Origin of the sequence: Flavobacterium panici (assembly GCF_903819335.1) — a bacterium.
In the GTDB taxonomy this organism is placed as follows: domain Bacteria; phylum Bacteroidota; class Bacteroidia; order Flavobacteriales; family Flavobacteriaceae; genus Flavobacterium; species Flavobacterium panici.
This window is the reverse complement of record NZ_CAIJDE010000060.1, coordinates 70,158-96,160: the sequence shown is the minus strand read 5'-3', so window position 1 is coordinate 96,160 and position 26,003 is coordinate 70,158. Positions and strand designations below refer to the sequence as shown.

19 protein-coding genes are annotated in these 26,003 nt (G+C 33.8%); 7 read left to right on the top strand and 12 right to left on the bottom strand.

Annotation, left to right across the window (positions count from 1 at the left end; translation table 11 throughout):
- Nucleotides 1-14: 14 nt before the first annotated feature.
- The 3 genes from FLAPXU55_RS19860 to FLAPXU55_RS19850 all read right to left on the bottom strand — a co-directional run bounded on the left by FLAPXU55_RS19860 (nt 15) and on the right by FLAPXU55_RS19850 (nt 1,940).
- Nucleotides 15-377, bottom strand: a complete 363-nt coding sequence (locus tag FLAPXU55_RS19860; RefSeq protein ID WP_180860602.1) for a DUF1801 domain-containing protein — start codon at nt 375-377, stop codon at nt 15-17.
- Complete coding sequence (locus tag FLAPXU55_RS19855) at nt 374-859, bottom strand: hypothetical protein (RefSeq protein ID WP_180860600.1); 486 nt, start codon at nt 857-859, stop codon at nt 374-376. Before FLAPXU55_RS19855 ends, FLAPXU55_RS19860 begins: the two co-directional genes overlap by 4 nt.
- A 130-nt stretch (nt 860-989) precedes the next feature.
- On the bottom strand, nt 990-1,940 hold the full coding sequence (locus tag FLAPXU55_RS19850) for a PhoH family protein (protein WP_053472652.1): 951 nt from the start codon (nt 1,938-1,940) through the stop codon (nt 990-992).
- 182 nt (nt 1,941-2,122) lie between these two features.
- Here FLAPXU55_RS19850 and FLAPXU55_RS19845 point away from each other — a divergent pair, with 182 nt between their 5' ends.
- The 6 genes from FLAPXU55_RS19845 to dnaN all read left to right on the top strand — a co-directional run bounded on the left by FLAPXU55_RS19845 (nt 2,123) and on the right by dnaN (nt 7,710).
- Entirely contained in the window at nt 2,123-2,950 is an 828-nt protein-coding gene (locus FLAPXU55_RS19845; RefSeq protein ID WP_053472653.1) for an SAM hydrolase/SAM-dependent halogenase family protein, read from the top strand.
- 34 nt (nt 2,951-2,984) lie between these two features.
- A complete protein-coding gene (locus FLAPXU55_RS19840) occupies nt 2,985-3,359 on the top strand; it encodes a hypothetical protein (RefSeq protein WP_180860598.1) in 375 nt (124 codons plus the stop codon).
- A 343-nt stretch (nt 3,360-3,702) separates the two neighbouring features.
- A complete protein-coding gene (locus tag FLAPXU55_RS19835; protein ID WP_053472655.1) occupies nt 3,703-3,999 on the top strand; it encodes a putative quinol monooxygenase in 297 nt (98 codons plus the stop codon).
- A 75-nt stretch (nt 4,000-4,074) separates the two neighbouring features.
- On the top strand, nt 4,075-4,800 hold the full coding sequence (gldF, locus tag FLAPXU55_RS19830) for a gliding motility-associated ABC transporter permease subunit GldF (RefSeq protein ID WP_180860596.1): 726 nt from the start codon (nt 4,075-4,077) through the stop codon (nt 4,798-4,800).
- Nucleotides 4,800-6,485, top strand: a complete 1,686-nt coding sequence (gldG, locus tag FLAPXU55_RS19825; RefSeq protein ID WP_180860593.1) for a gliding motility-associated ABC transporter substrate-binding protein GldG — start codon at nt 4,800-4,802, stop codon at nt 6,483-6,485. Before gldF ends, gldG begins: the two co-directional genes overlap by 1 nt.
- Nucleotides 6,486-6,591: 106 nt before the next feature.
- A complete protein-coding gene (gene dnaN / locus FLAPXU55_RS19820; RefSeq protein WP_053472764.1) occupies nt 6,592-7,710 on the top strand; it encodes a DNA polymerase III subunit beta in 1,119 nt (372 codons plus the stop codon).
- Between the two features lie 431 nt (nt 7,711-8,141).
- Here dnaN and FLAPXU55_RS19815 read toward each other — a convergent pair whose 3' ends face one another.
- Complete coding sequence (locus FLAPXU55_RS19815; RefSeq protein WP_180860590.1) at nt 8,142-8,795, bottom strand: hypothetical protein; 654 nt, start codon at nt 8,793-8,795, stop codon at nt 8,142-8,144.
- Nucleotides 8,796-9,196: 401 nt separating this feature from the next.
- Between FLAPXU55_RS19815 and FLAPXU55_RS19810 the strand changes: the two genes are divergently transcribed.
- Nucleotides 9,197-9,826 carry a DsbA family oxidoreductase gene (locus FLAPXU55_RS19810; RefSeq protein ID WP_180860587.1) on the top strand — a complete coding sequence of 210 codons (630 nt, stop codon included), beginning with the start codon at nt 9,197-9,199 and terminating at the stop codon, nt 9,824-9,826.
- Between the two features lie 62 nt (nt 9,827-9,888).
- Here FLAPXU55_RS19810 and FLAPXU55_RS19805 read toward each other — a convergent pair whose 3' ends face one another.
- The 8 genes from FLAPXU55_RS19805 to FLAPXU55_RS19770 form a co-directional block, all read right to left on the bottom strand.
- The gene (locus FLAPXU55_RS19805) at nt 9,889-10,788 is read right to left on the bottom strand and encodes an ROK family protein (RefSeq protein ID WP_180860584.1); all 900 of its coding nucleotides are present in this window, start codon (nt 10,786-10,788) and stop codon (nt 9,889-9,891) included.
- A gap of 23 nt (nt 10,789-10,811) precedes the next feature.
- Nucleotides 10,812-12,275: a glycoside hydrolase family 125 protein gene (locus FLAPXU55_RS19800; RefSeq protein WP_180860581.1), complete on the bottom strand. Its 1,464-nt coding sequence runs from the start codon at nt 12,273-12,275 to the stop codon at nt 10,812-10,814.
- A gap of 5 nt (nt 12,276-12,280) precedes the next feature.
- Nucleotides 12,281-14,560 carry a GH92 family glycosyl hydrolase gene (locus FLAPXU55_RS19795; RefSeq protein WP_180860578.1) on the bottom strand — a complete coding sequence of 760 codons (2,280 nt, stop codon included), beginning with the start codon at nt 14,558-14,560 and terminating at the stop codon, nt 12,281-12,283.
- 142 nt (nt 14,561-14,702) lie between these two features.
- The gene (locus tag FLAPXU55_RS19790) at nt 14,703-16,982 is read right to left on the bottom strand and encodes a GH92 family glycosyl hydrolase (protein ID WP_180860575.1); all 2,280 of its coding nucleotides are present in this window, start codon (nt 16,980-16,982) and stop codon (nt 14,703-14,705) included.
- 394 nt (nt 16,983-17,376) lie between these two features.
- Nucleotides 17,377-19,365, bottom strand: coding sequence for a beta-mannosidase (locus FLAPXU55_RS19785; protein WP_180860574.1), 1,989 nt, complete (start codon nt 19,363-19,365; stop codon nt 17,377-17,379).
- Nucleotides 19,366-19,812: 447 nt separating this feature from the next.
- Nucleotides 19,813-21,327, bottom strand: coding sequence for a SusD/RagB family nutrient-binding outer membrane lipoprotein (locus FLAPXU55_RS19780; RefSeq protein ID WP_180860572.1), 1,515 nt, complete (start codon nt 21,325-21,327; stop codon nt 19,813-19,815).
- A gap of 11 nt (nt 21,328-21,338) precedes the next feature.
- On the bottom strand, nt 21,339-24,431 hold the full coding sequence (locus FLAPXU55_RS19775) for a SusC/RagA family TonB-linked outer membrane protein (RefSeq protein ID WP_235992112.1): 3,093 nt from the start codon (nt 24,429-24,431) through the stop codon (nt 21,339-21,341).
- A 283-nt stretch (nt 24,432-24,714) separates the two neighbouring features.
- The gene (locus FLAPXU55_RS19770) at nt 24,715-25,725 is read right to left on the bottom strand and encodes a LacI family DNA-binding transcriptional regulator (protein WP_180860568.1); all 1,011 of its coding nucleotides are present in this window, start codon (nt 25,723-25,725) and stop codon (nt 24,715-24,717) included.
- Nucleotides 25,726-26,003 lie beyond the last annotated feature (278 nt).

The following is a 26,003-nucleotide window of genomic DNA, read 5'->3' as shown; positions in this document are numbered from 1 at the left end:
TGCATTTTAAACAATTAAACTTTAATAATTCCAGATTTATACAAGTTTATTGCTTTCTGAATAACAAATTCAATCTTTTCTAATGGTAAATCTTCCTCAGAATTAAACATCATAATTTTCATTCTCGAACGTTTTTCCTGAATCAAAAAAAAATCTTCAAAATGTTTTCCTTCCACAATTCCAATATAAGGTTGTTTCAGTTTTTTATGAATCCATAAATAGCAGAACATTTTTCCTTTATAACAGAAAAACGGCATTCCGTATTTTAAAACATGTGTAATGTCTTTGTCTTGTTTTAAGATAATATCTTTTAATGCCAGAAATGTTCCTTTTATGGGTTCTTCTTGGTTTAAGTAGAAATCATCTAGTTGCTTCATTTTCTAATCTTTTGAGTTTTAGCAAAAACAATTTTCAAAGTATCGGGACAATTCGAACTTTGCTTTAATTTATAAACTAAGGAATCATTTTTAATATAAAATATTTCTTTTGAAAATATTGCAAAAAATGTATTGTTATCAGGATTACAATTAGGGATTGTCAGTAGATCTATTTTGCTGTTTTTTTCTAACGGAAAACAAAATATAAAGGGAAACATTTTATAACAAGTATCACTACTTATGCTATTTAATTCAATTGAATCACCAACAATTTTCCAATTTCCTTTTGAAACAGAACCACCTTCACAACCATGACTTCTGTAATAAAATGTACTATCATTATTTATTTTTATACTTGATTTTCCCGGAATAATATATTCTGTATCATGCCAAGTTCCGAGGAATTTATTTGGCAGGTTTTCATGTTTTTTGCATGAAATAAAAACTGCAAATAATACTAACCCAAATATTCTATTTGTCATTTATAGTTCTTTAAAAATTCAAAAAAAATATTCGTTTTACTCATTTCTAAAAAAAATGAATAAAACGAATATTAATAAATGTTAAAACACATTTTACGATTTACATTTAACATTTCACTAAAAATAAAACTTAGTCGTGGTTTTCTATTTGCTTATAAGCGTCGATTACCTTTTTCACTAATCTGTGGCGTACGATATCTTTATCATCAAGATAAATAATTCCGATGCCGTCTATATCTTTAAGAACTAAAATAGCTTCTTTAAGACCCGAAATAGTTCTGCGTGGTAAATCGACCTGACCAGGATCTCCCGTAATCATAAACTTGGCGTTTTTTCCCATACGGGTCAAAAACATCTTCATTTGTGAGTGCGTTGTATTCTGCGCTTCATCCAAAATTACAAAGGCGTTATCAAGTGTTCGCCCGCGCATAAATGCCAAAGGCGCAATCTGAATAATTCCTTTTAAAATGTAATCTTCGAGTTTTTCGTTTGGTAACATATCTCTCAAAGCATCATAAAGAGGCTGCATGTAAGGATCTAGTTTTTCTTTCATATCACCTGGTAAAAAACCAAGATTTTCTCCTGCTTCTACCGCCGGACGCGTTAATATGATCCTTTTTACTTCTTTGTCTTTAAGTGCTTTAACAGCCATTGCAACACCCGTGTAAGTTTTTCCGGTTCCGGCAGGACCAATTGCAAATACCATATCATTTTTTCTGATGGTATCTACCAGTAACTGCTGGTTAGGTGTCATGGCTTTAATAATCTTACCGCCAACTCCGTGAACTAATATTTTGTCATGATCGTATGCTTTTTTTTCATCCTGACCATCACTCATTATTACACGTTCAATTACATTATCATCAATGTTGTTGTATCTGGTAAAATGAAGCATAAGCCTCTGAAATCTCTTTTCGAATTCATCTAAAACATCTTTTTCGCCAAAGGCTTTCAAAGTTGTCCCTCGCGCTACGATTTTAAGCTTTGGGTAGTACTTTTTAATTATTTCAAGATGAGAATCCTGCGCGCCCCAAAAGTCTTTTGGAGCGATGTCTATAAGCTCGATAATTCTTTCGTTCAAATGAGATAAATTTAAATTAAAAATAAATTTGTTTTGAAAATCTATTGTTGTCGGGTATGTTCATATCTTTAAGTGCAATTTGTTTTTTCTACTTTCAATTTGCATTTAGTATTATTAGATTTGCATTTCTCAAATTTAATGAAAATTAGATTTAAATACTATCAATAGTTATAAACAAAATGATGTCAATAATTACCCTCACTACTGATTACGGCTTAAAAGATCACTTTGTGGGTTCGCTGAAGGGTAAAATCATTTCTGAACTTCCAGAGGCAAAAATTATTGATATTTCGCATGACATTGATCCATTTAACACTGCCGAAGCAAGTTACATTGTTGGAGCCTCCTATTTGAGTTTTCCAAAAGGGACTGTACACTTAATAGGGGTCGATATTGAACGCAATAAAGAGAACCAGCATATTGCTATGCAATGGAACGATCATTTCTTTATTTGTGCCGATAACGGAATTTTAAGCATGCTTACGCAGAAGATTGTACCGCAAAAAATTGTCGAAATCAATATTCATGATCGTTTTCCTATTGAATTCAGCGATTTGGATATTTTTATTCAAGTGGCCTGCCATATTGCAAAAGGCGGTTTACTAAATGTTATTGGCAAAGAAATCCCTGCTGTTAAAGAAGTAACCGAATTACAAGCCGTAGTTGCAGCCGATGGAAATTCATTAAAAGGTTACGTCATTTATATTGATCATTTTGGAAACGTTGTTACTAATATTTCAAAACAACAATTTTTAGAGGTAGCTAAAGGTCGTCCGTATGAAATTGTGATGAAGCCAAAAAGTATCAAAACGATTCTGCCAAATTATTCGGCTATTGCAACTTCAGACAAATATCCAATTAAAACTTATGAAGGTGAGAAACTGGCCATTTTTAATGAAGCCGGTTTTCTTGAAATTGCTATTTTTAGAAGTAATCCTTCTAAAGTGGGTTCTGCAAATAGTTTGTTGGGACTGAATTATCGTGATGTGATTACCATTAAGTTTTCGTAATTATTTATATGTCAAGTAAACTAAAAAAGATGTTTTGAAATTTAATAAAATATTCTTCGTAATGCTGATTGTTTCGCAAATAGCATGTAACAATTATCAAACTGATTTAATTGAAATAGATCAATCATCCAAATTAACTCTTAAAGTTAATAGAGCATATAATGAAAGAGGAATCTATATATTGAATGATAAATATTATTTAAATAGTTCACTTTTACTTCCAGAAAACATCAAAGGTATTCATATTGAAGATGATGCAATTTGGAGACCGCAAGGTGCAACGAATATACCTCGTTTATCGGATATTGAAGCGCCTTTTGAGATTTTCAAAGAAAAGAACAACGACTCTATTTATCTTATTAAAGCGAATGATACAATAATTTTGAGATTAGATAAGGTTATTGAATAATAAAAATGTTTTTAGCCCGCAGATTTTACGGATTGAACGGATTTACACTGATTATATTTCGTCTTCTTGTCATTCCGACGAAGGAGGAATCTTCGTAAGTAACTCCGTAAAGATTGGTCTTTGAGAGGAACGAAGCAATCTCATTTACTTAATCAATTAGTGATCTTTTATTAGTGCGGTTGCTTCGTTCCTCGCAATGACAATATTGTGGAAAAACTATGTCTTTAGAATATTTTATTTTTTCTTAAAAACAACAATCAATTTTGGTATTTTTGCGCACCCGTAAGACTTTTAGGTTTCGAACAAATCTAAAATCAACAATCTAAAATCTAAAATTGAATACATGTTCGTAAGAATAGTAAAAATGAGTTTTCACGAAGAAAAAATTCCTGATTTTCTGGAGAATTTTGAATCGGTAAAAGATAAAATACGAAATGCAGACGGAAATCGTTTTTTAGAATTGTATCAGGATAAAAATGATAAATGTATTTTCTTTACCTATAGTTATTGGGAAACCGAACAAGATTTAGAAAACTACAGACAATCTGAATTATTTAATACAGTTTGGGATTTTACAAAAAAACTATTCAATGCAAAACCAGAAGCGTGGAGTGTGGATAAATTGGTTAGCTTAAATTAGTTTCATGTTTCAAGTTTCACGTTAAGCGGACAACTTGAAACATAAAACCTGAAACAATAAAAACAAAAAACACAAATGAAATCAATCATTTTACGAGAAATAAAATCCTTTTTCGGCTCTCCTATTGGCTATTTGGTCATTGCGATTTTCTTAATCAGCAACGGACTGTTTTTATGGGTATTTGAGGGAGATTACAATATATTAAATACCGGTTATGCCGATTTAACTCCGTTTTTCACTTTAACGCCGTGGATTTTAATTTTCCTGATTCCGGCTGTAACCATGAGAAGTTTCTCTGACGAAAGAAAACAAGGAACTCTTGAATTGCTTTTAACCAAACCATTATCGATTTGGGAAATTGTAAACGGAAAATTTCTTGGATCGTTCCTCCTTATAATTTTGGCTATTATACCAACTTTCATTTATGTAAAAGTTATTTCGAGTTTAGGATTACCAGAAGGAAACATTGATATGGGAAGCACAATTGGTTCTTATTTTGGATTATTATTTTTAATTGCTTCTTATTCAGCAATTGGCATCTTCACTTCTACTCTATCAGAAAATCAAATTGTTGGGTTTATTATTGCCGTGTTTTTATGCTTTTTATTTTATTTTGGATTTGAAGGTTTAGCTTCATTAGTTCCGGGACAATCGAACATTATTTCGGCATTTGGAATGCAGGATCATTTTAAAAGTATGAGCCGAGGAGTTATTGATACCCGCGATGTAATTTACTTTTTAAGCATCAGCGTTTTGTTTTTATCTTTTACCGTTTATCAATTAAAATCTTTTAAAGCGTAATGAAAGCATCTAATAAATTAAATTTAAAGACATTAGGCATTACAATTTTTATTTTAATTGTTTTAAATGTTCTCGGAAGCTTATTCTTTCATCGTTTTGATTTAACGAAAGACAAAAGATATACTTTATCACCAACTTCTTTACAAATTGTAAAACAGGTTAAAAATCCGCTGTCGATTAAGATTTATATGCAGGGCGAACTTCCTGCAGATTTTAGACGCTTACAACTGGAAACTAAACAATTACTGGAAGAATTTCAGGCTTACAACAGCAATATTGTTTTCGAATTCGTTAACCCAATGGAAGACGGAGAAGACAATATGGAAGTTGTAAAATCTCTTTATCAAAAAGGACTTACGCCAATAAACATAACGGTTGACGATAAAGGAAAACAATCTCAGGAAATGGTTTTTCCTTGGGCAGTTGCGGTTTACAATAATAAAGAAGTTAATATTCCTTTGTTGAAAAACATTATGGGAGCTTCGACTACGCAAAAAGTAATTGGATCGATTCAGCATTTAGAATATTCTATTGCCGATGCTATCAATAAAATTACCAAAGACAGACAAAAGAAAGTTGCCATTATAAAAGGAAATGGCGAATTGTCTGAAATTCATATTGGTAAATTATTGAGACAAATTAAAGAAAGTTATTATATCGGTCCTTTTACTTTAGATTCTGTTGCCAAAGATCCAAACGGGACTTTAGATGCTTTAGAAAAATATGATTTAGCGATAATCTCAAAACCAACTGAAAAATTCTCAGACGAAGAAAAACAAGTTCTGGATCAGTTTATCATGAACGGCGGAAAAACTTTATGGCTTGTTGATCAGGTTGCGGCAGATATGGACAGTTTATACAATCAGGCTGGTGCGACTTTGGCTTATCCTAGAGATTTGAATTTAAACGATATGTTCTTTAAATACGGATTCAGAATTAATCCTGATTTGGTTAAAGACGAAAACGGAAGCCCAATAAAACTGGCAACCGGAGAACAAGGAAGTGCTACTCAATACCAGGATTTTATCTGGAAATTTGCGCCATTGGTTCAGCCATCAAGCCAGCATCCAATTGTGAAAAATCTAGGCGGAATTAAATTTGATTTTGCCAGTCCAATCGACACTTTGAAAAACGGAATTAAAAAAACGGTTTTATTACAATCGTCTCAATATTCTAAAACAATTGGAACTCCGTCAGAAATTAATCTGAATATTGTAACTGAGAAAACTACACCGGCAGATTATGCTAATAAAGGAAATATAAATCTTTCTGTTTTACTGGAAGGAAGTTTCCATTCGGCATTTGAAAACCGTGTTTTGCCTTTTAAAGAAAGTTCTTTTCAGTCAAAAGGAAAACCAACCAAAATGATCGTTGTTGCCGATGGAGATATTGCGAGAAATCAATTGGATAAAAACATGATGCCTGTTGAATTGGGCTATGACCAAAGAACCGGAAACCTTTATGATAATAAAGATTTTATGATGAATTGTGTCAATTATCTTCTTGACGATACAGGACTTATTAACATTAGAAGCAAAGATGTTGAACTGCCTTTATTGGATAAAGAAAAAGTTTACGAAAATTATACGACAACGCAATTCATAACTATCGGGCTTCCAATCCTTATTTTATTGGTTTTCGGATTGGTATTTACCTTTCTCCGAAAAAAGAAATACAGCCGATAGATGTTAATAAAAAAATTGCGAAACTAAGAATGTTTACGATATATTTGTAATCCGTATGCCTGGCGCCTAAATGCTCGGGAATACCTCAAAAAATAAAACAAAAGAGATGAAATTTATAGTATCGAGTTCGTACTTATTAAAACAATTACAAGTTTTAGGTAGTGTAATTAACAGTAACAATACGTTGCCTATTTTAGACAACTTTTTATTTGAACTAAACAATAGTGAGTTGACTGTTTCGGCTTCAGATCTTGAAACGACAATGTCGGCTACATTATCAATCGATTCTAAAAGCAAAGGAAGTGTTGCTGTACCGGCAAAACTTTTACTTGAAATTTTAAAAACATTTCCAGAGCAGCCTTTAACTTTTACTGTTGCAGACAATAATACAGTTGAGATTAGTTCTAACTCAGGTAAATATGCATTAGCATACGCTGCCGGAGAAGAATTTCCTAAGTCTGTAAATCTTGAAGATCCGTCTGTTACTTTAGTTCCTGCTGATGTTTTGGCAACAGCTGTAAGTAAAACGATCTTTGCTGCCGGAAACGATGATTTACGTCCGGTAATGTCTGGAGTATTTTTTCAGTTCTCTCCAGAAGGTTTAACTTTTGTTGCTACAGATGCTCATAAATTAGTAAAATATGCACGTGCAGATGTAAAAGCATCTCAGGTTGCTGATTTTATTATGCCAAAGAAACCTTTAAATATCTTAAAAAGTATTTTAGGAAGTTCTGACGCTGAAGTAAAAATTGAATACAACGATTCAAATGCGACTTTCTCATTTGACAATTATATCTTAATGTGTCGTTTAATCGACGGAAAATACCCTAATTACGAAGCGGTAATTCCAAAAGAAAATCCAAACAAATTATTAATCGACCGTTCTTTATTTTTAAGCTCTGTTCGTCGTGTTGCGATTTTCTCAAACAAAACTACACACCAAATTCGTTTAAAAATTGCAGGAGCTGAATTAAATGTTTCTGCAGAAGATATCGATTACTCAAACAAAGCAGAAGAAAGATTGACTTGTGATTATCAAGGTGATGATTTACAAATTGGTTTTAACTCTCGTTTCTTAATCGAAATGCTGACAAACCTTCAATCTGATGTGATTATGTTAGAGATGTCATTACCAAACAGAGCCGGAATTTTAACGCCTGCAGACGGTTTAGAAGAAGGTGAAACCGTAACAATGCTGGTAATGCCGGTAATGTTAAATAGTTAACATCAAAACTTCTTTTTGTTACAGGGATTTTTTTTAATTTAAAATTAAAGACATATCATTGTAAAAAAAAATATCGCTATTAACCAACCATTTTTTATACCTAGAAACCGCAATTCTTTAAAAGAGTTGCGGTTTTTTATTTTTGATGGTTTTTGTTTCAAGTTTTAGGTTTCAGGTTTCAGGTTTCATGTTTCAGGTTCGTTGTGATATTTAACGCAAAGCACGCTAAGTTTTTTTTGATATAGATTGTATTTACAATGCGCTAAGTTCGCAAAGCTATATCAACACAAAGCTTTGCGAACTTAGCGGTTTTATAAAAACCTAACTTATTAAAAAATCTTAGCGTGCTTTGCGTTAAAAATCTACACAAAGTTTAATCGCATTTCAACCTGAAACCTGAAACTTTAAACCTGAAACAATTCACCAGTCTTTTAATCCTTCTTCTTGAAACCAAAATAATAGTTCAATCCAAATCCTAAAGTACGGCTGTCGTATCTTGTATTGGTGCTTTCTACCTCACCTATAGCTTTTCCCATATTTACACCTGTATAATATAAATTGACTGCCAGAGAATCATAATTTTTATCTGAAAGGATAATATCAATACCAAGTCCAATCCCTACAGATTGCTGCCATTCTGTAACAATATCTTTTTGGGTTTTCGATTGAGACGGATTATTTTGATTGATCGTGGTATAATTCTGCTGGGCTTCGATTCTTGATATATTATAAACAGGAAGAATTTGAAGAAGAACATCTCCTGCACTATATTCCCCGCAAGAAAGACATATTTTAGGAGTAAATCCAAAATTTAAAGCTTTAGCATTTACTTTTGCCACACTTGTAATGTTTCCAACAGCATCTGTTTTATTATAATCTTCGAGAGTTCCATAATAATAAGTTACCCCAAACTCAGGTTTTAAGAACTTGTACACTTTAGCTTCTAAACCTAACCCACCCTGAATATAACCAGAACCTTGAAAATCAGTATGACGATAAAAAGATAAATCAACAAAACCTCTAATCTGCGCATTTGAATTGGCTGAAAGTAAGATCAATAAAAAATAGAAAATGTTTTTCTTCATAATAAATTTTATAATTACATATAAATCAACAAATTAGTTTTCCATTGACTTTTGTACTAAAAATACTTGTTTTTTATATATGAAAAGGATTTTTCTTTTATCATAAAAATAAACTTCAAAGCAGACAAATGCATCATTGCGTGGAACGAAGCAATCTCAACTGCAGAGTTAAACTTTGTGTTGTTTTTTTTAACGCAAAGCACGCTAAGATTTTTTGATATAGATGCATTTACAATGCGCTAAGTTCGCAAAGCTAGATTTACACAAAGCTTTGCGAACTTAGCGGTTTTATAAAAACCTAACTTAAAAAAAATCTTAGCGTGCTTTGCGTTAAAAATTATACGCACAGCTTAAAACCTGAAACTTCAAACCTGAAACAAATTTTTCTTTAACTTTGTAAAATGAAAATAGAAATTTGGTCGGACATCATGTGTCCGTTTTGTTATATCGGAAAAAGACAGTTGGAAACGGCTTTAGCTGAATTTCCAAATAATGATTTTGAAATTGAGTGGAAAAGCTTTCAGCTTGATCCAACTATTACGCCACAACCAGAAAAAGACGTTTATACGTATTTAGCGGAACGAAAAGGCATGTCTGTTGAACAATCAAGAGAAATGCATAAAGGTGTCGCAGAACGTGCTAAAAGTGCTGGTTTAGATTATAACTTTGACAAAGCAGTTATTTCAAATTCTTTAGAAGCGCATAGAATTATTCAATTGGCTAAGACTAAAAAATTAGGCGATGAAATGGAGGAAATCTTCTTTAAAGCTTATTTTACAGAAGGAAGAGACTTAAACGACGGTCCAACTTTAATTGAATTAGCTGAAAAAGCAGGATTAAGTAAAAATGATGTTTTAGAAGTTCTGGAAAGCGAAAGTTTATATTTAAAAGAAGTTCAAAGCGATATTAAAGAAGCACAGGAAATTGGCGTGCAAGGAGTTCCGTTTTTTGTTTTTGACAGAAAATATGCCGTTTCGGGCGCTCAGCCAGTTGAAGCTTTTGTTCAGACAATCAAAGAAGGTTTAAAATAATTTAAATTGAAATAGGAAAACAAAACGGATGAGTAAATTGCTCATCCGTTTTTGTTTTTAATCTAATCGCGAAGAAAACTTACTGCGCCTAATAAGGCCGCAATTTCATTATCTGTAGAAATGGAAACCTGTATTTCTAAACCTGATTTTTTTATGCTTTTATTAAATGAAGACAGAAATAAATCACTCGCATTGGCAATTTTTCCACCAATGATAATATGCTCTGCCGAGAAATTCTTTATCCACGGAATTACAACTTCGGCTAAATCTTCACCCATTGTTTCAAATACTTTTACAGCTTGTTGATCTCCGTTAATGGCTAAATCATAAAGCTCTAAACCATTTTTTAGGGTAAAACCACTTAACGTTTTATAATGAGATAAAAGGCCTCTCACAGAAACATAATCTTCGGCAATACCTTCTTTATACTCCAAATTGTATATCTCTCCATCTGTTGGTACCTCATTTCCTGTACTTATTGATACTCCTTTATCAATAAAACAAGCTCCTAAACCAGTCCCTAAAGTAACTGCCATTACTTTTTTAGAAAGATTTTCCTGCTGCTTAAAAACTTCTCCTTTTCCAAAACAAACAGCATCATTTTCAAAAAGCACCGGAAAATCATTTGAAAAATTAAGACTTTCTAAAAGTAAATCTCTGACATTCAATCCGTAGAAATGTTCGTATTTAGATTGATCTTTAATCCAGCAAATCCCTTTTTCATAATCAAATGGGCCGGGCATACAAACGGCAATTCCTGTAATATTTTCAACTTTTGAATTTTCAATTGCGGTATTAATGACTTTTTTCCAAATAGCTATTACTTGATTTACAGGTAAATTAGAGTCAAATGATTCTTTATATAATGAAAGTTCCATCACTTTCATTTCTGTTTTATTGATAACTGCTGCGGTAATATGTGTTCCTCCTATATCTAGCCCTATGGCATATGATGTATTCATTTTTAATCGTTTAACTTTTAGTACTAGATATTTTTATCTTTTAAAATTTGAGGATAATGAATACTCGTATGTACAATCATTTCTCCAAATAGTGTATTTGCCCATGCAAACCATTTACGGGTAAATTTGTTTACATCGTCTTTATGAAAGGATTCGTGCATAAAACCTGTATCGGCATTTGTTTTAATCAAATTGCTAATACAAGTTTTAATCTCTTTTTCGTCCACACTTGTAATCGCTCTCAAAACAATACTCATTGGCCAAATAGTATCTACTCCCGTATGCGGGCCGCCAATTCCTTCTCCGGCTTTTCCTTTATAGAAAAACGGATTGTTTTCTGATAATACCACTTTACGGGTATTTAGATATAAAGGGTCGTTTGGAGCAATTGCACCCAAATAAGGAAGTGATAATAATGAAGGAACATTGGCGTCATCCATCATATGGAAACTGCCGAATCCGTTTACTTCAAAAGCAATGATTTTTCCGAATTTTGGATGTTCTATAATTCCGTTTTCTTTTAAACCTTTTTGAACCTGATCTCTTAACTCTGTTGCTTTGGCAACTAAATCATTGTCTTTTAAAGCCGGTAAAGAGAAAATTTCGATTAAATAGCCTAATATTTCAATTGCGAACATATTGCTTGGAATTAAATATCCAAACAAAGTACTGTCGTCACTTGGTCTAAAAGTAGAAACAATTAAGCCGCAAGGTTTTACAGGATAGCCGTAACCGCCTAACGGAACTCCGTCTGTAGCCCAAGCCGTTTGGCGCTGAAAACTATACGGGCCACCTTTTCCATCCAGTCTTTGTTGTTCTTTAAAAGTCTGCAGAATTAGCAGCATGGCTTCTTTCCATTTGGCATCAAACAAACTAATATCTCCGGTTTCTTTCCAATAGCCGTGCGCTAATCGAACGGGATAACACAAACTGTCAATTTCCCATTTTCTTTCGTGAATTCCGGGCTGCATTTTAGTCAGGTCATTTTTCCATTCGCTTTCTTTGGTAAAATCTTTATAAAAAGCATTCGCATAAGGATCAAGCAAAATACATTTTGCCTGACGGTTGATTACTCCTTTTACCAATTCGGCTAGTTTTGGATCTTCTTTTACAAATGGAATATAAGGCCAAATCTGCGCTGTACTGTCACGCAGCCACATTGCATCAATATCTCCTGTAATTACATACGTGTCCGGTTTTCCGTCGATGATTTCAAAATCGACTGTAGTGTCTAATGTATTTGGGAAACAGTTTTCAAATAACCATGCCAATTCCGGGTTTGCTATTTGTTTTTTGATTCTCACAATTGCTGCTTCGACTGCTTTACTTGTAAATTTTCTTTCGGCAAGCGGAGGTCTTTGGCTGATAAAATCTTTTAAAGGAAACTGAAATGTATCTGAATTAAATCCAAAAACATCGGTTTGAAGCGCTAATAATCCTGCGGAAAAAATTCCTGTATTTTTTATAAATTTTCTACGTGACTGCATAAATTTTACTTTGAAGTTGAATAAGAATATGGATACGCCTCTGATGTTGTACCTCTTTTTAAATTTGGAGAACTTGTCATATCAAAATTCAATTCTCCGCCTTTTAATACATCAAAATGATTGATATAGTTTTTAGTGTAAGCTGCATTATCCCATTTCAATTCGTTTACATACTTGCTTACATCTGAATTATTTGGAGCGTTTATAATAAGCTGTTTTCCGTTTTCAAGCTGTAAAGTTGTTTTCTTAAATAATGGCGCGCCCAAAACATATTCTTCTGTTGCGGGACAAACCGGATAAAATCCCATTGCAGAGAAAATATACCAGGCAGAAGTCTGTCCGTTATCTTCATCTCCGCAATATCCATCTGGAGTTGGTTTATACAAACGGTTCATCACTTCTCTTGACCAGTATTGCGTTTTCCAAGGTTCGCCTGCATAATTGTATAAATAAATCATATGCTGAATGGGCTGATTTCCGTGTGCATATTGCCCCATATTCATGATCTGCATTTCTCGAATTTCATGAATAACAGAACCGTAATAACTATCATCAAAAACCGGAGGCGTTGTAAATACAGCATCTAATTTTGAAGTGAATTTTTTCTCGCCGCCCATTAAATCAATTAAACCCTGAATGTCGTGAAATACGCTCCAGCTGTAATGCCAGCTGTTTCCTTCTGTAAAAGCGTCTCCCCATTTAAACGGATTAAAATTGGCTGGAAAACTTCCGTCCTTATTACGTCCGCTCATTAATCCGATAGAGGGATTAAATAACTTTTTGTAATTCATCATTCTCTTTTCAAGCAGGTTGATTTCTTTTTTCGGACGATCTAAAGCTTTGGCTAATTTCCAGATTGCAAAATCATCATAAGCATATTCAAGCGTTCTGGCTGCATTTTCATTAATCTCAACATCATAAGGAACGTAACCTAAAGTATTGTAATACTGCACTCCTTTTCTGCCTACAGCTTCCAGCGGGCCTTCATTATTTGCTCCGTGCTGTAAAGCTTCATATAAAGTATTAATGTCATAACCGCGTAATCCTTTCATATAAGCATCAGAAACTACCGAGGCAGAATTATTCCCCACCATAACGTCTCTAAAGCCCGGACTCGACCATTCTGGCAAAAATCCGCCTTCTTTATAATCGTTTATCAAACCTTCCTGCATTTCTTTATTTATAGAAGGGTAAACTAAATTTAGCAATGGATATAAAGCACGAAATGTATCCCAAAAGCCTGTTCCTGCATACATATATCCCGGTAAAACTTTTCCATTATACGGACTGTAATGTACAATTTGGCCTTCTTTATTTATTTCATATTGTTTTTGCGGAAAACAAACGGTGCGGTATAAACAAGAATAAAAAGTTTTTAATTGATCTTCATTTGTATCTTCAACCGTAATTTTTCCTAAAACTTTGTTCCATTCGTTTTTAGATTGTGCTAGAGTTTCTTCAAAAGATGCTGAACCTAACTCATTCTTTAAAGTTAGTTCAGCCTGTTCAGGACTTATAAAAGAGGAAGCTACTTTTACGTTAACTTTCTCTCCTTTTTTGGTTTTAAATTCCACTATTGCGCCTGTATGAAGTCCAGTTGCTTCTAATTTATCTTTAATCAAAACTCTATCAATACAAGCATAATTTGTTGCAAATGGTTTATCAAACACTAAAACAAAATAGTTTTTGAAGTTTTGAGGAACTCCGCCGCTGTTACGGGTTGTATATCCAATAATTTTATTTTCTGACGGAATTATTTTGATATAAGATCCTTTGTCGAATGCATCAATTACAATTGAAGATTTTTCGTTTTCAGGAAATGTAATTTGAAAATGTGCTGCTCTTTCGGTTGTTGTAATTTCTGTTGTTACATCATAATCAGCCAAATAAACGCTGTAATAATAAGGCTTTGAAACTTCTGCTTTATGACTGAACCAACTCGCACGTTCATCTTCGGCGAAAGCCAATTTACCCGTAACGGGCATAATCGAAAACTGACCGTAATCGTTCATCCACGGTGAAGGCTGATGCGTTTGCTTAAATCCTCTTATTTTTTCTGCGGTATACGTATACGCCCATCCGTCGCCCATTTTACCGGTTTGCGGTGTCCAGAAATTCATTCCCCAAGGTCTGCAGATTGCGGGATAGGTATTTCCGTTAGAAAGATTATGCAGCGACTGCGTTCCCATTAAAGGGTTTACATATTCTACGGGTTCTTTAATTTGTGCATTTACAGAAATGCAATACTGTATTAATCCAAAAAAAATTAAACTTTTTATTTTCATAGTTTTTGTTTTTTATGCTGTAGGCTTTAAGCTATAGGCTTTATACTGAACTTTAATTTTATACCTACAAGGTTTTAAAAACCTTGCAGAAAACTGAACGATCCTATTCTTAAATCTACAATCTACACTCTTAAATCTAAAATCAATTAGGTCTGTTTTCTTTCTTTACTCCAAATGTTAACGAAGGCTTGGTTCCCATATATAATTTCAATTCTCCGCCTTGAGCTATCATTTCTTGTGTGATATATGATTTTGTATATGGGTTTCCATTATACTCTGCTCTTTGAATGTAAATATTATCTGCACTGTTATCAATTGCATTTATTTTAAATGAAATTCCTTTTTTATAATTTATAACTGCTGTATTTACTAACGGGCTTCCTAAAACGTAAATTCCGTTTGCAGGATTTACAGAATAAAATCCCATTGAAGATAAAACATACCAAGCCGACATTTGACCTAAATCTTCATTACCGCATAATCCGTCTGGTTTTGTGGAGTAAAATTTATCATCGATTTCACGAATTAATTTTGCCGTTTTCCAAGGCTGACCTGCAAAAGCATACAAATACGGAATATGATGATTGGGTTCATTTCCATGAGCGTACTGCCCTATTAAACCGCTGATATCTGGTGAAACATCTTCTCCTTCTACTTTATCGGTTATTAAAAATAAAGAATCCAGTTTGTTTAAAAAGCTTTCTTCGCTTCCAAACAAATCGATTAAACCATACGGATCCTGAGGAACCAACCAAGTATACTGCCACGCATTTCCTTCTACATAATCATCTTTTCGGTGTGCTGATGAAAGCGGATTAAATGGTGTTCTCCATTTTCCATTGGTTAATTTACCTCTCATGAAAGCGGTTTCTTTATCAAAATAAAGTTTGTATAAATTGGCTCTTTTCGTGAAATAAGCGTAATCTTCCGTTTTATTTAAGGCTTTTGCCATTTGTGCAATGCAATAATCGTCGATTGCATATTCAAGCGCATTTCCAACAGATTCCAGCATTTTATCGGCTGGGATATATTCTAATTTTTGAACATAATCCATTCCGTCGCGAGTTTGCATGGCTGTTTTTTTGATGGCTTCGTAAGCTAATTCGGTATCATAATCTCGGTAACCTTTTAAGTATGCATCGACAATAACAGCAATTGAATGATTTCCGTTCATTGTGTTGGTTTCATTACCCATTAAATGCCAAACCGGTAATCTTCCTTGCTGCTGATAAATCGCCAAAAATGATTTAACAATATCATTAATTTTTTCCGGCTGCGTAATCGTGTATAAAGGATGTAAACCGCGATATGTATCCCAAAGTGAAAAAGTAGTGTAGTTTGTAAAATTTGCTTTTTCGTAGACTTTTTTATCTGTTCCGAGATAATCTCCATTGGCATCATTGAAAATAGATGGCGCAAACATGGTATGATACAAGGAAGTATAGAAAACTTTCATTGTTTTTTCGTCTCCTTTTATCTGAATTTTATTAAGCTCTTTATTCCATTTTGAATTCGCTTCTTTTACTGTTTTATCGAAATCCCAAGACGGAATTTCTGCTTTAACATTCGCTGCAGCATTCTCTGAACTTACCGGAGATATTCCAACTTTTACCAGAACTTGTTTGTTTTTTAAGGCAGCAAAATCTAATACTGCTTTCATTTTTAAACCTTCACCTCCATGACCTCTTACCACAGCAGTACTGTCGTATAAAGTAAGATTTGCAATTGGTTCAGAAAATTCCATAGAAAAATAAATACGCTGATCTGCTGCCCAGCCTGCAGAATAACGGTAGCCTTCAATTTTAGTTTCATCAACTTTTCTTATAAAGGTTTTTACGGGTCTGTCCCAGCCTATTCCGTCTGCAAGATCAATTAAAATATGAGCATCATCGTCTGAGTTGAAAGTGTATTTATGAAAACCTACTCTTTCGCTCGCTGTTAATTCTGCTTTAATGTTATATTTATCTAATAAAACGCTGTAATATCCAGGTTTTACAATTTCATTATTATGGGAGAAATAAGAGCCATAACCCGTTGTCATGTCATCTTTTGTTCCTTTGGTAAGTGCCACTTTTCCAGATACCGGCAAAACTAAAATATCATTTAAATCACCAATTCCTGTTCCGCTTAAATGAGTGTGTGTAAAACCTAAAATTGTGTTACTCGCATAATTGTATCCGCTGCACCAATCCCAGCCTTCAAAAACATTTACGGGCCCTAACTGTACAGCGCCAAACGGAACATTTGCACCAACAAATACGTGACCGTGACCAGCAGAACCTATCAACGGATTTACGTATTGTGTGTAATTTATATCTGTTTGTTTTAGTTGTTTTGTTTGTTTTCTCTTTTTATGCTGTGATATTGCTGGATTTGCAAAAAATAGGTTTAAAGCTAAAAAGCTGCTAAATATTATTCTCATTTATTTTTATTTTTGATTGCGTATTGTTTTAGCCCACTAATGGAACGGATTAAACAGATTGACGCAAATGTTTTTTAATTTCTTTGTGTTAGACGCACTGCTGTGCGCCTCTACGGAAAACCTTTGTCACTTTTATTATATTGGTTTAGCCCGCGGATGATACGGATCAAACTGAGTTACACGAATGTTTTAATTTCTTTGTGTTAGACGCACTGCTGTGCGTCTCTACGGAATATCTTTGTCATTTTGAATATATTGTTTAGCCCGCGGATGATACGGATTAAACCGATTTACACGAATGTTTTAATTTCTTTGTGTTAGACGCACTGCTGTGCGTCTCTACGGAAAACCTTTGTCACTTTGAACCTTTGTCACTTCTTAGCAACTTAGCATCTTAGTACCTCTTTAAAACCTCATATAATGAGAAAACCTTAATCTCCGGATTCACAATTTTTCCTTCAAATGAAATTATTTTCTCTTCTCCGGCGGCTAACTCTATATAATTATCACTCCATTTTCCGGAGTATCCTTTGATGGAAATGTAAACATATTTTGCTTGCTTTTGGGCTTTTAAAAATACTTTATTTCCTTTTATCTGCCAGCTTATTTTCGGGTCTTCTAATTTTAAATCTATTGGGCGTGTAAGATCAATTTCTGGCGTTTTATCATCTCTGTACGCTTCCCGAATTGCATACCAGGCCGCTTTTGGCTGTCGGTTATCATAATCCGTTATGCTCCAGCTTGCAACGGGCCAGCAATCGTTTAACTGCCAGACTAAAGTTCCCATATTATAAGGCGCTTTAGACCGATGAATGCCTACGGTATTTTTTATTGTATAATATTGTAAACACTGTGTCAGATACGTATAATCTTCCACATTCATCTTTTTTATTTTGGTTGAATCGATAAAATATCGGTTCAAATACGAATTCAGTTTTATAAATCCTTTATTTGATTTTTGATGCGCATTTATTACATCTGAATATAAATGTCGGTCTTCCGGCAATGTGAGTTTTTCTGTAGAAGAATAATTCGGCATAGACAACATTCCGTATTCACTTACAAATCGTCCTGTTTTTTTCTGTGTCGCTTCAATATCTTCTAATCCCCACCATAAACCCCAGTAATGACTGTCGCCTTCGGTAATGCTTTTTTGTTTGGACCAATGATGTAAAGGTGAAGAACTTAAGTACGGACGTTTATCATCTACTTCTTTAACCCATTTTGGAATACTATCGTGAAATAAACGAACGTAATCGTGCCACAAACGGGTAGAATCTTGTTTTGACAATTTCATACTTCTCATCCATCCCCAGTTTTTAAAGGCTTCATCAGATTCATTATTACCACACCACAAAACTATACTTGGATGATGGCGCAGACGTTTTACCTGATATTGTACTTCTTCTTTTACATTATCAAAAAAGGCTTTATCTCCTGGAACCATTGTTCCGGCAAACATAAAATCCTGCCATACATTAATGCCATATTTATCGCATAAATCATAAAAATAATCTTCTTCATAAATTCCGCCGCCCCAAACACGAAGCATATTCATATTGGCATCTTTCGCAGATAAAATTACTTTTTCGTATTCTTTTTTGGTTACCCGAGAAAGAAATGCATCTGACGGAATATAATTGGCACCTTTCATATAAACCGGTTTTCCGTCTATTTTAAAATAAAAAGAACGGCCCAGACTATCCGGTTCTTGTACTAATTCTATTTTACGATTAAGAACGTATGGTTTCTCTGGAGTTTTTTCGTCATAAGCTTCAAGTCTCGGTGTTTTCCAAATTCCGCATGTTGTGAATTTTGGTCCCCAATCCCATCCAAAATGATACTGCGCTTTGCGAACATAAGCACGCGGATTGTCTGGAATTTTAAAAGGCAGATCTTTTTTAGCAAGTGAATCCACAACATTTTGTGCCGATTGAAATACTATTACTAAATTATTATCTCCAGATTTGAGTACTTTTTTAACATCAACACGCCATTGACGAAACATATTATCGGCTTTTAAAACCAGCTGATTATTTAGGTATACAGATGCATACGTATCTAATCCATCAAAAACCAATTCTGTATTTTTCTTTTTCAGCATTGCTGCTGTTGCCTTAAATGTGGTTTTATATTCCCAGTTTTTACGTTCTATCCATAATAACTTTTTTTCGTTGTCCCTGTAAAATGGGTCCGGAATTAATTTATTGTTCAGTAAATCAGTATGGATTTCTCCCGGAACTGTCGCTGGAAACCACTTTTGTGTTTTTTCTTCCCGATAACTCCAATTGTTCTTCAAATCAACATTTTGCGCAAAGGCTGCCCATGAAAAATTTGATAGACAAAGAAAGATTATCCAAAGAAGTTTTGTTTGAAAATTCATTTTATTCTAATACTATTTATACCTTTTAAAAGTACTAAAAAAGGTATAACAATTTAATCATTTGGCAGCTTAGAGAAGGAATTGAACGTACTAAAGTTATTCCTTCTCCTCAGAATTTATTTTTCGTTATTAACTCAAAAAAACAACTGGAAATATTTTCTTTTACTACTGCCTTATGTATGCTTTTAATTTGATTTATGTTGTTTTTAATTCTGATTATCAATGAACTTTAAACATCTGTATTGTTCTGAGATTTTTTTAATTTTTGAAGATAATCCCATCTTTTTCAGCAGAGCACTCTTTGCTTTTGCGAAAAAAAAGGTATTTGAATCAATAAATCAAACTCATTTAATACGGATTGTTATGGGCACATTTATAAAGAGATTTAAAAATAAGCCGGGCATGCTCAGTACCCGACTTATTTTAACTAACCAACCAATTTAAAAATTATTTATCCCACCAGATTCTAGTGGTCATTAAATCTAAACCTTGACGTTGAATTGCTTCTCTATAATTAGCCGCGTTTGTTACAAGCTCTGACTGATCATAAATTAATCTTCTTGGAATAGTTCCCTTAGTATCTCCTGTTGGGTCATTAACCGGAACTAATACTGGGTAACCTGTTCTTCTGTATTCTGAAAAAGCTTCAAAACCATTGAATAATAAAACAATCCATTTTTGTGTAATAATCTGCTCAATTTTTTGTGCATCTGTTCCAGCAGTTTTAAAAGGATATGTTGTGATATAAGTGTTATATTCTGCTGGTGTAACTGCAGGTACTTTATCTCCAAAAATCGTTAAAATATTCATGGCAGCTCTTACTCCGTTTTCGTAATAAGTTTGTGCAGATCCGCCAACATTCCATCCTTTTACTGAAGCTTCTGCCAAAATAAATTGAACTTCTGCATAAGACATAATTAATGTAGGTGCTTCTAAACGTAATACTGTTGACGTATTAGGATCTGAGAAAAGTTTTTTGTCTCCTCCAGGAAATTCTTTTGCATCATTAGCCAAACCTTGCTGATTTGCAGGATTGTTATCTCCAGTAGCTTCAAGTTTTGCATAAATTCTTAAACGCGGATCGTTTGTGTTTTTCAACAAATCGATGAATGTTTTACTGAATTTGATGTTTGATTCTCCACCATTTAAGTCATTTCTAACCCATGAGGAAGTAATTGGATTTGTTTTAACCCCTGCAGGACCTGCATCGTGTTTTAAAACCAAACTGTCATCGTTTGAAGTAAAAACTCCTTTTGAGTATGCTTTTTCTACATATTCTTTTGCTTTCGCAGGATTTACTTTAGACAAACGCATTGCTACTCTCAACATTAAAGAGTTTGCTAATTTTTTCCATCTTGCAACATCACTTTGGTAATACAAATCGGCATTGCCCACAAAAGGTTTTGTTGCATCAAGTGCAGTTCCGGCTTCATCTAATTCTTTTAAAAGATCATTGTAAATAGCTTCCTGAGTATCGTATTTTGGAGAAAAAACGTTTCCGTTATATCCTTTTCCAGCTTCGAAATAAGGAACTTCACCATACGTATCTGTCAATTTTTGGAACAAGAAAACTTTCATGATTCTGCATGCCTGAATCATGTTTGAATTTTCAGGAGTATTATCTATTACAGATAATAACTGGAAAATCTGATTTAATCCTTTTCCGTATGTTTCTCCAAAAAGAGCCGCAGAATATTCAGAAGAATAGGTGTACTTAGAACCTGGTCCTCCAAGTGAAGAAAACTGCTGTACGATTTGTGCTGCGTATAAGTTATTTCCTCTGGTGTTAGAAAAATCCTGTCCGTCAACATAGATCTCTGCAAGTGTAAACATTGATTTTACAGCCGGATCTGTCAAAGCATTTGGATTCTTATTCATTTCTTCGAACCCTTTATCGCATGAAGCTAATGTCAATGCACTAACAATTGCGACACAAAATATTTTTATATATCTATTTTTCATTTTTATTAGTATTAGAATTTGACATTAAGAGAAAAACCATAGTTTCTTGTCAACGGCATTGAAGCTCTCTCCATACCTTGTGCATTACTATTAGAATAGTTTGACTCTGGATCAATGTTTGGCACTTTGTCATAAATTGTCCATAAATTATGAGCAGAAAATGCTAAACTAACAGACTGGAATGGTGTTTTTTGTAAAAACATTTTTGGGAAATTGTAAGCAAAAGAAATCGCTCTTAGTTTCACAAAATCAGCATCGTATACAAAGTTTGACGTTACATCACTATAACTTCTCCAGTAATCGTATGCAGAAACTGTTGTGTTAACCGGGTTTCCGTTTACATCTCTTCCGCTTACTGCCACACCGCCTTCACGACCTGGAAGTGTGATTTCAGATAATCCGTAACGAGCTCCTAACTGGTTTGTAGCAGAATAGATTTCTCCACCAAATTTAGCATCAACAAAAACTGAAAGTGTAAAGTTTTTATAAGAGAAATCATTTGAAAGTCCCATTGAAGTTGGCGCAACACCTTGTCCGGCAATGATTAAATCTCCCCTCATGAATTTACCGTTTGTATCCAATACAATGTTTCCGCTTGCATCTCTTAAATAATCATACGCTTTAATAACTCCAAAAGGCTGTCCTTTTTCTAAAACTACATTAGCTCTACCATCTCTGTTTCCTTCTAACGATTTTGTTGTAATTTTATCAGAAAGGCTGATAACTTCACTATCATTATACGCAAAATTATAACCTACGCTCCAGGCAAAACTTGGTGTTTTAATCGCTTTTACATTAATAGCAAACTCCACCCCTTTGTTTAAGATTTCTCCAACGTTGATTTTAGTAGTTCTGTAACCAGAAGCCTGAGAAACGTCAGCATCTGTAATATCATTTGTTGTTTTCTTGTGGTAGAAAGTCAAATCTGTACTTACTCTGTTATTGAAAAATGTATTTTCAAAACCAAATTCGATTGTACTTACATTGTAAGGTTTCAAAGTTCTGTTTGGAATTGTTTCTCCGTTAACACCTAAAATTGGCTGTCCTAAAGAATCTGTTTGTCCGTCTGGCGTAGTATAAGTCAATGCTAAAGCATAAGCTTCTGGCAATGCACCACCAACGTTACCCCAACCCGCTCTGAATTTACCGTAAGAAATCCATTCAGGAAGACCTATAACTTCTGAGTAAATAAAACTTGAACTTACAGAAGGATAAAATGTGCTGTTGTTTTTAGGATCTAAAGTTGAGAACCAATCTTCACGACCTGTTAAACTTACATATAAGAAATCTTTGTATCCAATATCAGCAGAGTAAAAAAGAGAGTTTACTTCACTTTCAGAGAATAATTTTTCAGTTTTGTCCGGCTGTGTATTTCCGTAGAAATATTCGAATGGAACAATAAAGTTGTTTCCTTTCATTTTAATACCGCTGTATCTGTTGTGTTGACGGTTTGCACCAATGAAAGCATCTAAAGAAAGGTTTTTAACAATATTACCTTTGTATCCTAAGAAACCTGAAGCATTTACCTCAGAACGGGTTTCGATTCTGTTTTCGATAGATCCGCCTGGACTGTAGTTAATTCCAGTTGGTTCAATTTCAGTGTATTCGTAGTTGATATCATCAATTCCAAGTACACCTTTCGCATAAATCTTATCTGTAATATTGTATGTTACTTTTGCAGAACCAATAAAACGTTTTCTAAGGTCATCGTTTAATGGTGATTTTGTTGCAAAGTAAGGATTTGTATGGTATACGTTTGCTCCTAAGAAATCTTCTTCACCTCCGTTTGCATCATATGGATTGCTTAACCATCTAATATCAGAACCTGGGGTCATGAAAGTAGTTGGGAAAGACGGGTTTCTTGGCGAGTCATTCAAATAAGGTCTGTTATGACTTTTCTCAGAAATATACTGTGCATTACTTTCAATGCTGATGCTTTTATTTGGAGAAGAATTTAAACTCAAAGCCACGTTATTTCTGCCAAAAGTAGTTCCCGGCATAATAGATTCATCTTTAGTATTTCCGAAAGATAATCTGAAATTAGTTGTTTCGTTTCCACCAGAAAGTGCTAAAGTATTACTGAAAGAATACCCGGTTCTGTAGAAATTTTCAACATTATCTTTTCCGTATGCCTGGTATGGTCTGGTTTTACCGTCTAAACCAAGAGAAGGTGTTCCGTCATATTTATCACCCCATGCAAAATAGTATGAGTCTCTAAGTTCCTGCAGATTTGTAAATCTTGTTGGAACGCCGCTTGCATTTGGAGCTCCAGCACCATATTGATCCTGCCAGTTTAAAAGACTTGCTGGTGTATTAAAAGTTGAGTTTGTATTGAAATCAACTCCAATTCCAGTTCCGTTTTTACCTTTTTTAGTGGTAATTAAGATAACACCATTTGATCCTCTGTACCCGTAAAGAGCAGAAGCGGCACTACCTTTTAATACTGACATCGAAGCAATGTCATCTGGATTGAAAGAAGACATACCATCACCCTTGTCGGCACCTCCCCACATTCCTGCATTTCCTTGCTGTGTATTGTCAATTGGAATTCCGTCTACAACATACAACGGCTGGTTAAGCCCAGATGCAGAAGTTGCTCCACGAATAACAACACGGCTTGAACCAGAAGGTCCTGTAACCGGAGCAGAAACGTTTACCCCTGCAATTTTACCTTGCAAAGCATTTCCTAAGTTAATTTCTTTATTTTTTGTCAGGTCTTCGCCTTTAAGTTCCCCTACGGCATAACCCAGACTTTTCTTTTGTTTTTTCACTCCAAAAGAAGTTACTACAACATCCTTAAGTTCTTGTGTAGTTTCTGTTAAGGTAACAGCAGCTCTTGTTTCGTTCTCCTGAAGTACTACTGACTTTGACTCAAATCCTATTGAAGATATGTTTAGGGTAACTTTACCTTCAGGAACATTCATTCGAAATCGCCCTTCGGCGTCTGTAATTGCACTAAATGGTTTTCCTTGAACCTCGATTGATGCGGCAACAATTCCTTTGTTCTCTGCATCTGTTACTATGCCTGTTATTAATCGGTTTTGAGCCGCAGCACTTAAGCTGCCCAACAATACGATTGCCAACACTGCTAATATTCGTTTCATAAGCATTTTTTTTGGTTTGGGTTTTGGATTTTGTTTTGTTCGTTTGTGTTTGTTTGTTTTGTGTTTGTTTAAATAATTAATAAAATTTTGAACTTAATTGTGGATATAAAACCTTTCGGACAATACGGTGAATATTCAAAAACGCGTTATCTTATGGTTTTTTCTTTAAAAAACAACTTCTTAAATATGGCGTTAATACCAGTAAATTCAAGGGATGTTTTAACTAAATCGATTTAGTGAAATGACTAAAAAAATAGCCTTCTTCTTATTTTTACTTTTTCTCTTAAACTGATTCCCTAATAATCAATTTTCCTTTTTTGAGAACTTTTTCTATTTTAAAATCTTCATAATTTGTCATTTGGCTCATCAGCAATTGTATTGATTTTACGGCTATTTCTTCAATAGGCTGAGCAATTACTGAAATCATTGGCGTATGGAGTTCGAAACTGTCATGATCATCAAAACTTATTACAGCAATATCTTCCGGAATTTTATAATTTAAAATTCTGCAGGCCTGAAGCCCGGCAAGTCCCAAATAGTTAGATAAAAACAATACAGCATCAATCTCAGGATTTTCTTTAAAAAATTTTGTAATAGAATCAATCCTGCTTTTTTCACTTACCTGATATTCTAAATGCAGCGTAAAATTTTCATTATAAATTCCTTCTTCTTTTAAAGCTTCTATATATCCCTTTTCCCGTAATTTCATCTGGATCATTCCAGTTTTAATATTTACAACGGCTATATTTTTTCGACCTTTTTCAATTAAATACTTAACAGCAGAATAAGAACCTTCATAATTATCCATTGCGACGTGACTTACTTTTTGATTGGCAAAATATCTGTCAATTAATACCACCGGTTTTTGCATTTTTAAAAGCATACCAATGGTTCGCTCTAAATTTTTTGTTGGTGTAATAATAAATCCTTCAACATTTGCCTGCAATAAACTTTGAACTAATTCTTCAGATCGATCATTATCATCACCTGTACTGCAATAAAAAACCCTGTAATCTATATTTTTTGCTTCATCTTCAATTACTCTTGCCAAATCTGCAAAAAACTGGTTGGCTATATCTTCAACAATAAGTCCAATTGATCTTGTTTTTCCAGTTCTCAAACTGCTCGCAATCATGCTTGGTTTATACTGAAGTTTTTGAGCAACTTCCTGAACTTTTTTTATTACCGGCGGACTTATCGCCATTTTCTCTCCTTTACCATTGATAACAAAAGATACTGTAGAAATAGATACCTCTGCCTGTTTAGCAATATCTTTAATTGTAATCTTTTTCATCAGGTATTATTTATATTCTTGACTATTTTAGTACATGGCAAATATAGCAAACGAAACCAACAAAATCGTTTTAGTAAAATTTATTTTCAAAAAAATGATTTTTTTCTCCCAAAATAAAACAGAATTATCAGTAATCACGGTATTTTACTCACTTATTTCCATTTTGACTATATTAACGTTTTTAATAGTAAATGTGATAATTTGATAAGCTTTTGATGTGTTTCTAAGTTATTTTTTGATCCCTATTTTGAAAAAAAATCATCTTGGATTTATGTTAA

What these genes read in the sequence shown, in the direction of transcription:
- FLAPXU55_RS19835 (WP_053472655.1), top strand. Translation starts at nt 3,703, where the DNA reads ATGTTCGTAAGAATAGTAAAAATGAGTTTTCACGAAGAAAAAATTCCT.
- FLAPXU55_RS19805 (WP_180860584.1), bottom strand. Translation starts at nt 10,788, where the DNA reads ATGAATACATCATATGCCATAGGGCTAGATATAGGAGGAACACATATT.
- FLAPXU55_RS19815 (WP_180860590.1), bottom strand. Translation starts at nt 8,795, where the DNA reads ATGAAGAAAAACATTTTCTATTTTTTATTGATCTTACTTTCAGCCAAT.
- gldG (WP_180860593.1), top strand. Translation starts at nt 4,800, where the DNA reads ATGAAAGCATCTAATAAATTAAATTTAAAGACATTAGGCATTACAATT.
- FLAPXU55_RS19770 (WP_180860568.1), bottom strand. Translation starts at nt 25,725, where the DNA reads ATGAAAAAGATTACAATTAAAGATATTGCTAAACAGGCAGAGGTATCT.
- FLAPXU55_RS19780 (WP_180860572.1), bottom strand. Translation starts at nt 21,327, where the DNA reads ATGAAAAATAGATATATAAAAATATTTTGTGTCGCAATTGTTAGTGCA.
- FLAPXU55_RS19855 (WP_180860600.1), bottom strand. Translation starts at nt 859, where the DNA reads ATGACAAATAGAATATTTGGGTTAGTATTATTTGCAGTTTTTATTTCA.
- FLAPXU55_RS19790 (WP_180860575.1), bottom strand. Translation starts at nt 16,982, where the DNA reads ATGAGAATAATATTTAGCAGCTTTTTAGCTTTAAACCTATTTTTTGCA.
- FLAPXU55_RS19795 (WP_180860578.1), bottom strand. Translation starts at nt 14,560, where the DNA reads ATGAAAATAAAAAGTTTAATTTTTTTTGGATTAATACAGTATTGCATT.
- FLAPXU55_RS19860 (WP_180860602.1), bottom strand. Translation starts at nt 377, where the DNA reads ATGAAGCAACTAGATGATTTCTACTTAAACCAAGAAGAACCCATAAAA.
- FLAPXU55_RS19810 (WP_180860587.1), top strand. Translation starts at nt 9,197, where the DNA reads ATGAAAATAGAAATTTGGTCGGACATCATGTGTCCGTTTTGTTATATC.
- FLAPXU55_RS19775 (WP_235992112.1), bottom strand. Translation starts at nt 24,431, where the DNA reads ATGAAACGAATATTAGCAGTGTTGGCAATCGTATTGTTGGGCAGCTTA.
- FLAPXU55_RS19800 (WP_180860581.1), bottom strand. Translation starts at nt 12,275, where the DNA reads ATGCAGTCACGTAGAAAATTTATAAAAAATACAGGAATTTTTTCCGCA.
- gldF (WP_180860596.1), top strand. Translation starts at nt 4,075, where the DNA reads ATGAAATCAATCATTTTACGAGAAATAAAATCCTTTTTCGGCTCTCCT.
- dnaN (WP_053472764.1), top strand. Translation starts at nt 6,592, where the DNA reads ATGAAATTTATAGTATCGAGTTCGTACTTATTAAAACAATTACAAGTT.
- FLAPXU55_RS19845 (WP_053472653.1), top strand. Translation starts at nt 2,123, where the DNA reads ATGTCAATAATTACCCTCACTACTGATTACGGCTTAAAAGATCACTTT.
- FLAPXU55_RS19785 (WP_180860574.1), bottom strand. Translation starts at nt 19,365, where the DNA reads ATGAATTTTCAAACAAAACTTCTTTGGATAATCTTTCTTTGTCTATCA.